This window comes from Helicobacter rappini (assembly GCF_900198625.1).
GTDB lineage: Bacteria > Campylobacterota > Campylobacteria > Campylobacterales > Helicobacteraceae > Helicobacter_A > Helicobacter_A rappini.
The window spans coordinates 1-8911 of record NZ_FZPK01000077.1; the positions used below are offsets into that span (position 1 = coordinate 1).

General features: G+C 32.6%; 11 protein-coding genes and 1 pseudogene. All 12 read right to left on the bottom strand.

What is annotated here, in order from left to right; genetic code table 11:
- A pseudogene (locus C6H17_RS11470) lies at positions 1 to 140 on the bottom strand (bacteriophage T4 gp5 trimerisation domain-containing protein); the annotation flags it as partial.
- Positions 141 to 148: 8 nt separating this feature from the next.
- Complete coding sequence (locus C6H17_RS11475; protein WP_020996036.1) at positions 149 to 934, bottom strand: hypothetical protein; 786 nt, start codon at positions 932 to 934, stop codon at positions 149 to 151.
- A 16-nt stretch (positions 935 to 950) separates the two neighbouring features.
- A complete protein-coding gene (locus C6H17_RS12620) occupies positions 951 to 1145 on the bottom strand; it encodes a hypothetical protein (protein WP_005219531.1) in 195 nt (64 codons plus the stop codon).
- An 85-nt stretch (positions 1146 to 1230) separates the two neighbouring features.
- Positions 1231 to 1713, bottom strand: a complete 483-nt coding sequence (locus C6H17_RS11480; protein WP_005219529.1) for a hypothetical protein — start codon at positions 1711 to 1713, stop codon at positions 1231 to 1233.
- 11 nt (positions 1714 to 1724) lie between these two features.
- On the bottom strand, positions 1725 to 4313 hold the full coding sequence (locus C6H17_RS13165) for a ribonuclease domain-containing protein (RefSeq protein WP_020996037.1): 2589 nt from the start codon (positions 4311 to 4313) through the stop codon (positions 1725 to 1727).
- Between the two features lie 4 nt (positions 4314 to 4317).
- Complete coding sequence (locus tag C6H17_RS11500) at positions 4318 to 5031, bottom strand: hypothetical protein (protein ID WP_005219524.1); 714 nt, start codon at positions 5029 to 5031, stop codon at positions 4318 to 4320.
- Positions 5031 to 5468: a hypothetical protein gene (locus C6H17_RS11505; protein WP_005219518.1), complete on the bottom strand. Its 438-nt coding sequence runs from the start codon at positions 5466 to 5468 to the stop codon at positions 5031 to 5033. The genes C6H17_RS11500 and C6H17_RS11505 overlap by 1 nt, the downstream gene beginning before the upstream one ends.
- A complete protein-coding gene (locus C6H17_RS11510) occupies positions 5468 to 6160 on the bottom strand; it encodes a hypothetical protein (RefSeq protein ID WP_005219517.1) in 693 nt (230 codons plus the stop codon). Before C6H17_RS11510 ends, C6H17_RS11505 begins: the two co-directional genes overlap by 1 nt.
- Positions 6161 to 6274: 114 nt before the next feature.
- Positions 6275 to 6511, bottom strand: coding sequence for a hypothetical protein (locus C6H17_RS11515; protein WP_005219515.1), 237 nt, complete (start codon positions 6509 to 6511; stop codon positions 6275 to 6277).
- On the bottom strand, positions 6511 to 6957 hold the full coding sequence (locus tag C6H17_RS11520) for a hypothetical protein (protein WP_051355165.1): 447 nt from the start codon (positions 6955 to 6957) through the stop codon (positions 6511 to 6513). Before C6H17_RS11520 ends, C6H17_RS11515 begins: the two co-directional genes overlap by 1 nt.
- Before the next feature lie 31 nt (positions 6958 to 6988).
- Positions 6989 to 8296 (bottom strand): hypothetical protein, encoded by a 1308-nt coding sequence (locus tag C6H17_RS13170; protein ID WP_233714123.1) that lies wholly within the window; start codon positions 8294 to 8296, stop codon positions 6989 to 6991.
- 99 nt (positions 8297 to 8395) lie between these two features.
- Positions 8396 to 8911 (bottom strand): bacteriophage T4 gp5 trimerisation domain-containing protein (locus C6H17_RS11535; protein ID WP_233714124.1); only part of this gene is annotated, 516 nt, incomplete at its 5' end.

Genomic DNA, 8911 nt, shown 5'->3' on the forward strand with positions numbered 1-8911 from the left:
TAGCTTCCTTCTACTTTAGAATCTTTATTGTTGTGTATGGTTTGAGAGAAATTATGTTTAATATATTCATTATAGTCTTTTTGTGCTCTTATATAGATTTCTTCATTATCTTTTAGATTAGAGAGAGTGAGTTCATTGTAGCAACAACTCATCTATTAATCTCTCCAATCCAACGCACAATATTGCCTTTATCATCTATCTCAACTTCTAAATCTTTGTATTTGTTATAGAATCTAGGGGCTAGAATCTCATTAAAATATTTTGTGCCTTTTTCTGTGCGGACTACCAATATATTATATTGACTCCAATACTTTGGTGTGTCCCAAGAGGTAGGGCTATACATTGTGCTATAACCACAAAGTATTTTCATTTTTTCTTTTTCATCATAATATCTCGGACAATCTCGCACACTATATTCTTTGCCATTATAGATTAAAATATCCTCATCATCAAACTTTTGAAAAGCATATTTATAAAAATAATTATCCCTAAAATACTTCCAAGCTTCATATATATTTGCTTTATATTCTGACAAATAGACATCTTTGTATTCTTTTTCTTTAATTTCCTCCTCTGCCACAAAATCTACATATCCAGCAAGAAACAATTCCCCCAAAATACTGATATATTCACTCTCAAAGCTTGGGAGAGGTTCATTAAAACAAACTCCATTTTTACCATAACCTTCGCTATCCTTACTTAGTGGAAACCAAAGAATCTCATCACATTCTCTTAATCTATTTTCGGAGCATATCATATACATTAGCATATATTCCAATAGTTCTAAAATATCTGTCTTTTTTGCCTGTGGATAGAGTTTTAAAAAAACATTAATTAAATCTTCCCAACCCTCCTCATAACTTACCTTAAATTCATAACTACCTTTCTCCATAAAAACCTGATAGCCCAAACCATAAATTAACTTTATTTCCATTTTAGTTCCTTGAAACTTAATAATGAATTTTCCAAATGGTTTTTTCTCCCTTTGAATTAAATTTAATATCTATGGTTTCATCACCGCTTTTGCCTTGTGAACCACTTTTGGATTTTTGTCTAAAATTAATCTCTGTTTTATCTTTTAGTTGTGTCCTATCAATATGCTCTCCATATTTTTTATCGTTTCTAGGTTCTATTTTTTTTAGCATATTTTGTTAATCTTTTCCAATTATTCGCTACTCTTTCCTCATACCTAGCCCTTACATTCTGTGGCATTTGATTAAGGCTTTGTTGTTATAGGATTAGGTAGATATTGAAAACTTTTAAACGCCCTTGAAAATCAAGCTGCCTCAAGATTCCTCCACAAGAGTTATCATAGTCTCCACTTTCTATAAAATCCTCCAATATCTTTTCCCTTACCTTTTTCCCGCTACTTAAAAAACCCTTACCCACTTCATTCCAATGCTTAAAAACTAAGATAATATTTTTATAGGCTATACCATTTCCATCATCATAAGTAAGCCATTCTAAAACACTCATCCAATCTCTAAAAGCATTGGGATTCCCTACACAATCTTTAGTGTGAAATAAAAAGGCATTTTGCATAATATCCATATAGTCAAATTCATAATCTTTTATATCCTTGCCATTTATCTTGACATAAAAAGTATATTTGTCCTCTATGAGTTCCTTTGGTATCTCACTTTCGCTTTGTATGGTATAGATTCCATATTCCATATCGTATTTAAAGTTTTTTGATTCCTCATCTAAATACATTGTATTCTCCTTTATTTTGGTATCAAATGTATGAAATCATTGTAATGATTGGGTGTATAGTAGATATAGTCATACAACACATTGCCATCTTGACTATGTCCTACTACAATTCGTTCTGCACCTCTACCACTTTGACTACTTGCTATGCTTATATCGTGTTCTTTGTAAAAGATAGGATTGCCCTTAGTGTCTCTCGTAGGTAGTTGTGCTATATCGTTTTTCCATTTTCTACCCGCCTCAAGTTTCTTGTCCGGCACCCCCTTACTTCTTTTCCAATTACTCGCTACTCTTTCCTCATACCTAGCCCTTACATGCTGTGGCATTTGGCTAAGGCTTTGTTTTGGATATTTAGGTTTAGCTACTCTATTGGTAGAACGAGTGATATATTTTGTTATTTTATACTCATATTGTTGAATTGTGATTTTGTTTTGCGTATTTCTTAGTTTTAGAGTTCTTGTTGTGAGTTTCTTACTAGCCCAACGGATAGCAACTTTTGCACCTTCTGCACCAGCTTTAATTCCCATACCAGCAGTCCAACCACCCACAGGGATAAAAGCAGCACCTAATGATACAGCATCTATGGTATTCCATAGCTTTTCATTCTCATACCAAGCTTTTTCCTCTTGCTTGGTATGGACTACTTGGATGATATAGCTATATTCTCTTTTTTCCACATCTATTCCCACATCTCTATTTGCTCTCCATAAATAAGCAAAGAATCTTATTTGCTTATTCTCCCATTCTTCTTTGAAAGGAATATTGACTATTTCCCCTTTAATATTTTCTAATTCTTTAAATCTCTTAGAATAAATCAGAGGTTGTGTCTTATTGAGTTGCTTTAATGTTTGCTCTATATCTTCCTCTTTATCAAATACAATATAGCCCCATTTTGTTTTATGTTTATGTCTTTGTATGGAATCTTGTGTATATGTTGTTTCATCACCTTGTATGTATTGTCTTTGAGAATCTCTTAAGACATAGTGGGCTTTGAGCGTGATAGATTCTATAGTGTTGTTTGTATGATGAGATTTTATGCTTGTGTTATTCATAGTGATGTTATGTGGAGTGTTAGACTTTACTTTTACTTGAGTGTTTGCATTATTATGAGTATATTTTATATCTTTACACTCTATAGATATAACCTTAATATTGGGCTTTATATTGTCATTAAGAGTGATAGCTTTAGGAATGTTTTTCTCAAAGCTTAATCTTTGTTCTAAAAGTTCTTTTGCTTTCTTATCCTTTGGTTGAATAGTCTTAGAAGGAGAGATTTTAATATGAAAATCTTTTTGTTCTTCATCTAATCCACACCTATTCAATACAAAGTATAAATCAGAATTTGTCATATTAGAGCTTACACAAGCATTATTAAATACTATATACCCATTATCATCACTTCTAGCCCTATCTACAAAAGAATAAAAGTTAGGAGAATACACATAGATTTCTTTATTGGCTAGGGGCTCATTTTTGTGATTAAAGCATTGAGCTGTAATGTGTATGGGGAGAGCTTCTTTTGGAGTATAGAGAGCAAGAGAAGAGTTTGTAGAATTTGTAGTAGCATGTGTAGGATAAGCAAGGTAATTAGGAAAAGTATGCAAGAGTGTATCTATATCAAGGGCATTAGAGTTTTTGTTTAAGAGAAGTTCTATAAGGGATTGGTAGTCTTTGGATTCTAAAGTAGGATTTGGCACTAATTCATATTCTAAAGGATTAGAATCAAACATAGAAAAGAAAGATTGGAGTTTGGATTCAATAGAGTCGATAAGAGGTTTAACTAGATATTCGGTAATACCATTGACCACCCATTTACCTGCTTTGGTATTAAGAAAATAACCAATACCTACTGCGGCAAGGGCGGATACGCCAACAAATGCCAAAACAGGGGCAGATGCTGGTATAAGTGCAGTAGCAACAACTCCAGCCACCCAACCAGTAAATAATTCTATCCCCACACTAACTCCTGCTTTTAACATATCATTTCCATTATTGCCATAATTATAAGCAAGACTTACGGACGCTCCCTCTGTTTGGAATAAGACACTAGATAAGATTCTACCTTTAGATCCCAATGCCCCCTTAGCTACTTCCTTTAGTGTTTTATCTACTTCATATTTTTCTGCTAATGTTGCCATAGATGCAAACATGGCACTTAAGCCTGTCATGAGAGTATCAGCAGTATTGCCTTGATATTCTAATAAGTTTGTTTTAGATTCTATGACTAAAGTTGAAGTGTTGTCATTATTTATAATTTCTTTAGCTGTGATATGGGAATCTTTATAGTTAAAGGGCTTGTTTGTATTGTTTTGGTTTGTGGATTCTATATTACTGAAGATAGAGTTAGAATCTATTGTGCTTTGTTTAGTGTTATTATTTGTATGATTGCTTATAAAATCATCGCAATGTATATAACACACTATTGCATTTACACTAGGAATACGATTGTATGTATCTTTAGAATCATAGAGTTTAAGATTGTTATTTGGATTATAGGGAGCATTAGGATTAGATTCTATTACGCCAAATTCAGCACTTACACCTTGTTTATTACCAAATTTAAATGTAACGCCTACACTAGCATTCTCGTTATTATTGTTCATTTGTTTATTTCCCCAAAAATTGTTTGTCTAAATCATAACATAAGGTTTTTGTATCTATGCCTTTTGCCTCTAGGGCTTCTTTGGTTTTTTTGATAAGAAAGTTTTTCAAGTAGGTTTGTTCAGTTATTTCATTGTAGAGTTTTGGGGATATGTATGTGTTCCAAGCCATTAATGAAAGACTATGCAAAGGACTTAATTGCCAAGTAAGAAAAATTCGTCCTTTGTGATTCCCTAAAGGAAAAAAAATAATTCTATTTACTGGAGTAATGGGGCATAAACCTGTGGGAGCTGAAACCATTTGAAATCCCACTTCTCCAAATCTATAAAATCTCTTTTGCATTCTAAACCACTTTCTACGCTCAAATCCTATACCTTGTGTGGTAATATAGAATCTGTTTTTATGAGCATAAAAAAGATAATAGAAACTCAATAATAATGCAGGAATCCCAAAAACTAATGATGTAACAAATAATGAGTTCTCTATTTTATTAAGCAAAAAAGCTTCTGTGCCACTATACGCCACAGCAACACCAAACATAAAAAATACACTCATTAAGAAATAATCCCACCAATTAGGGTTATGCCATATTTCATATACTATCTCATCACCATGAGAATCTAATCGCACTTCACCTTTGTTTGCAGAATCTAGCTTTGTAGATTCTATGTGCTTTGTTGTATTGTTAGATTCTCTATCACTTTTTAGATTCTCACTCATTATGCTATCCTTTCTTTAGTTTTTCTTAATAATTCTGCCATAGACGCAAACATGGCACTTATTCCAGCCATTAAGGTATCTGCTAAATTGCCTTTGTATTGAGAGTAATTTCGTATTGTTTCTAAAGTATCATGAAAATTATCATATTGCGTAATGATTTCAAAACTATTTTCATTTGTGATTTGTGCAGTTGTGGAATAGTTAGAATCTCGGTAGTGATAAATACCTAATTCTTTTTGTATATCAATGCCCAAACGATTAGCTATTGTATTTGCAAGATAAGGATCTTTAGGGTAGAGAATTTTTAACTCAGTAATAACTTGTTCTCTTTGTCCTTTATCTAAAAGGCTTTTGAGTTCTTTATATTTCTTTTCTGGATAATTAGGATCAGCATGGGCAACAACAGGTGGTAAAGTTAGAGTAGTGGGATTTTGCATTAGATATCCTTATACAATAAATGTTTAAATTTATCTCTAAGTTCTGAATCTGAAATTTCTATCCCTTGAGATTCTAAGGCTTCTTTGGTTTTTTGACGGATGAATACAAGAATTGCCTTTATATCATCATGATAAAGTTCAGTCAAGACTTTACAAAAGATATAATGTTTATAATTTTTATCTCTTAGGCGAGGGAAAGCCATAAGCTTATAAGTAATATTAATTGGATGAATAATGAAAATCTCTTTAGAGCTATCAAAATATACAGGTGCTGGTAAACAGAATAAAGCTAATCCTACTTCTCCAAACTTAAAGAATCTCTTGTGCATTCTAAACCAATGCCTATACTCAAATCCTATACCATTATTTGCAACATAGAATCTATCTTTTCTTGCACAGAAAAGACGATAAAAACTTGATAATCCACAAGGAATGCCAAGAAGCATTGATATTATCACAATATCTATTTTCTGCAATACAAGAGCCTTAATACCTGCATATACCAACGCAATTCCAAACATAAACATTATTATATATTGTATAGTATCTTGTATGCCAAGCCTATGCCTTACCTCATACACTATCTCATCACCATGAGAATCTAGCTTTATTTCTTTAGTATTGGTGCCAGTTTTCAAGTCTTTTGATTCTAATTTTTGCTTGTTTTCATTTATATTTTCTTTCTCTTTCATTTAATTATCTCCTTTCTCCATTCCCCAGATTCTTTAGTTTTAGTATTACTATATCTTTTTTGCTCCATTATCCATTAAACCACCTTTTAGTTTTTGTATTTTGTTTGCTTTCTTTTATTCTGCTTTCACTTCCCCACCTTTAACCACAAGCCCATTAGAATCTATAACTACTTCTACTCCTCCAGCTTTGATGATGACAGAATCTGAAGTAGCGGTTATGGTAGTGTCGCCTACTTGGTGGGTTATTTGATTTTGGGCTTGAGTATTGATGTCGCTTTGGGCTATGGTTTCTACACTATCTCCTAAAAGGGTCATATTGATATTTGTTTGAAGTGATATAAATCTTTGCATTACATTAATGGCTCAATCTCATTATTTTTCACACATTTATTTAATTCATCAACAATAACTTTTACATACTCCTCAAGTCTTTTAAGATTCTCCTCTGTTTCTCTTGTGCAAAGGGTAACATACTGATATGGAGGATAGTCATTAAAGCACCACATGCATGGTAAGTCATCTATGCTAAAAAACCAAACTAAAGTCTCCACATAGTCAATATGCTCTCCTACAATGATATTGTAACCAAATGCCAACCATATATCTTTGCAATAATCAAATGCGTCCAAATAGCCAAAATTCCATATTTCAAACTCCCAACGCATATTTCCTTTATTGTCCTCATTATATTCTTTGTCATACCATATAGGATTATCTGTTTTTGTTGTTTCTCTCTGTGCCTCTAAACTACTAGATTGTAAGCTGTGGTTTTCTAGTTTTTGTTTGTATTCTTTCATGCTATCCTCCTCTTTTATGATATTTTCTATCTCATTTGAGATACTTTTTATTAACCTTATCGTTAGTCCTTTTAGAGCTATCAATAATTTTTCTATATACTTCATCGAGATTCTCTCCTTTTTTGGAATATTTTTTGACATAATATTCAAAAGGTTTTATTTTTGTGCGTGGGTCAATGTTTAATCGCCAAGCCATAATTCTATCTTGCATAAGCTCCCTTGCTTGTTGTTTAGTAGTATTTCTCAATTCATGCAATTTTTCTGCCTGTTGCCTTAAGTCTTGTATTGTGCGATATGGATTTCCTATTGTATTCAATTTATCGTTATACCACCTCCTTGCGGCTTGATTGGAAAGTGTCTGTATCGGTATATTATCAATTGTTTTTGTGTTGTCTCGTCCCAAATTTGCAATAGCATTAATTGCGCTATAACCAAATTGATATGCAGCTTTTGCTTTTGTTCCTGCAAAAAACCCCACAATATACCCACTCACATCAATAAGCCCCTCCTCTTTGTATTGCATTGGAGAATAAATATAGAGTGTGATACCTACTTCATATTTGGGATTTTCTACAAAAGCAAAGAATCTAATTTGTTTGTCTAGCCATTCCTCTTTTAAGTGTATTGTTATCTCTTCACCCACTATCTCATTACCCTCTGAATCTGCAAGGATTCTAAATGTTTCGTGTTCTTTTATAGGAGAGTTTATATTTTCCTTTGTTGTGTGTTGGTAAGGACTTGAGGTAATATATCCCCATTTTGTTTGTGTCTTTTGGTTTTGATATATTTGTTGTTGTGTTGTAGATTGTTTATCTTTATTGGGGATAGTGTCTTGATTGTAGTAGGCTTTGAGGTGGATTTGTATATGTTTTAAAGATTCTGTGGCTTCTTGGTCGGCTATTGTATTTGTATCAAAATTATATGTGCGTGTTGGTAGGCATATTGTATTTGCGTTGTTATGTGGGCAGTTTTCTTGTTGTGGTGTTTTACTTTCTTTAGATCCTATTTCTCTTAGCTCTGCATAGACATTGCTAACTAAGAGTTTAGTTTGATGGGGGAATTCTAAAGTATGAGGTTTATGGAGGTTTGCTAGTCTAATACAAGGAGCATTGGTTTTAGGTTTGCTTTTATAATGTGGGTGCTCTATCTCTACTCTAAAGGCATGACAATTTTTAAGACTTTCTATGTCATCTAGTATGACTTCGCCATTTGGACTTTTTTCATTATAGAGAATCTTACCACTTTTTCTTTCTATAACCTTTATTTTAGCATTCTCTATAAGATTACAATGGACATCTCTTACTTGTATGTGTATAGGCTTTGTGTTAAAACTTGACATATTATACTTATATTCTTTGTGCTCTATTCCAACTCTATCTTATGTAGTATTATACTTTTTCTTAGTTTTTATTTTTTAATCAATCTTTCTTATTTATCCCTATTCCGTTTTAATCTCCCCACCTTTCACTACTAAACCATTAGAATCTATAACTACTTCTATGCCACCAGCTTTTATTATAACAGAGTCTCCTTTGGTTGTGATAGAAGTATCGCCTACTTGCATAGAGGCTTCATTATTGGCATTTAAGGTGTAATTAGAATCTGCTATCATAGAGATGTTATCAGAAACTATCACTGCATTTGTATCAGATTCTAGGCTAAGAGATTGTGGGGAACTCATATATATATTATCATTAGAGCGAATGGTTATTTCATTTTGTGTTTGGATATTAAGCTTTTTATTAATAGATATATCTTTATCCCTCTCCACCACTTCCACACTATTCCCCTTTACATTTTCTGCCTTATCCCCACCAACACTACTAGAAAGATTATTACCTATCTCTATTTCCTTATCTCCCCCAATAGATTCACTACTATCTTTAGCTACTCTTAGTGTATTACTAGCTCCTACATTTAGAGTATGAGATAATCCTACTATAGTATCCTTACT

Bases quoted from the DNA above. Each gene is read 5' to 3' on its own strand.
- C6H17_RS11475 (WP_020996036.1), bottom strand. From the start codon at position 934: ATGGAAATAAAGTTAATTTATGGTTTGGGCTATCAGGTTTTTATGGAG.
- C6H17_RS12620 (WP_005219531.1), bottom strand. From the start codon at position 1,145: ATGCTAAAAAAAATAGAACCTAGAAACGATAAAAAATATGGAGAGCAT.
- C6H17_RS11480 (WP_005219529.1), bottom strand. From the start codon at position 1,713: ATGTATTTAGATGAGGAATCAAAAAACTTTAAATACGATATGGAATAT.
- C6H17_RS13165 (WP_020996037.1), bottom strand. From the start codon at position 4,313: ATGAACAATAATAACGAGAATGCTAGTGTAGGCGTTACATTTAAATTT.
- C6H17_RS11500 (WP_005219524.1), bottom strand. From the start codon at position 5,031: ATGAGTGAGAATCTAAAAAGTGATAGAGAATCTAACAATACAACAAAG.
- C6H17_RS11505 (WP_005219518.1), bottom strand. From the start codon at position 5,468: ATGCAAAATCCCACTACTCTAACTTTACCACCTGTTGTTGCCCATGCT.
- C6H17_RS11510 (WP_005219517.1), bottom strand. From the start codon at position 6,160: ATGAAAGAGAAAGAAAATATAAATGAAAACAAGCAAAAATTAGAATCA.
- C6H17_RS11515 (WP_005219515.1), bottom strand. From the start codon at position 6,511: ATGCAAAGATTTATATCACTTCAAACAAATATCAATATGACCCTTTTA.
- C6H17_RS11520 (WP_051355165.1), bottom strand. From the start codon at position 6,957: ATGAAAGAATACAAACAAAAACTAGAAAACCACAGCTTACAATCTAGT.
- C6H17_RS13170 (WP_233714123.1), bottom strand. From the start codon at position 8,296: ATGTCAAGTTTTAACACAAAGCCTATACACATACAAGTAAGAGATGTC.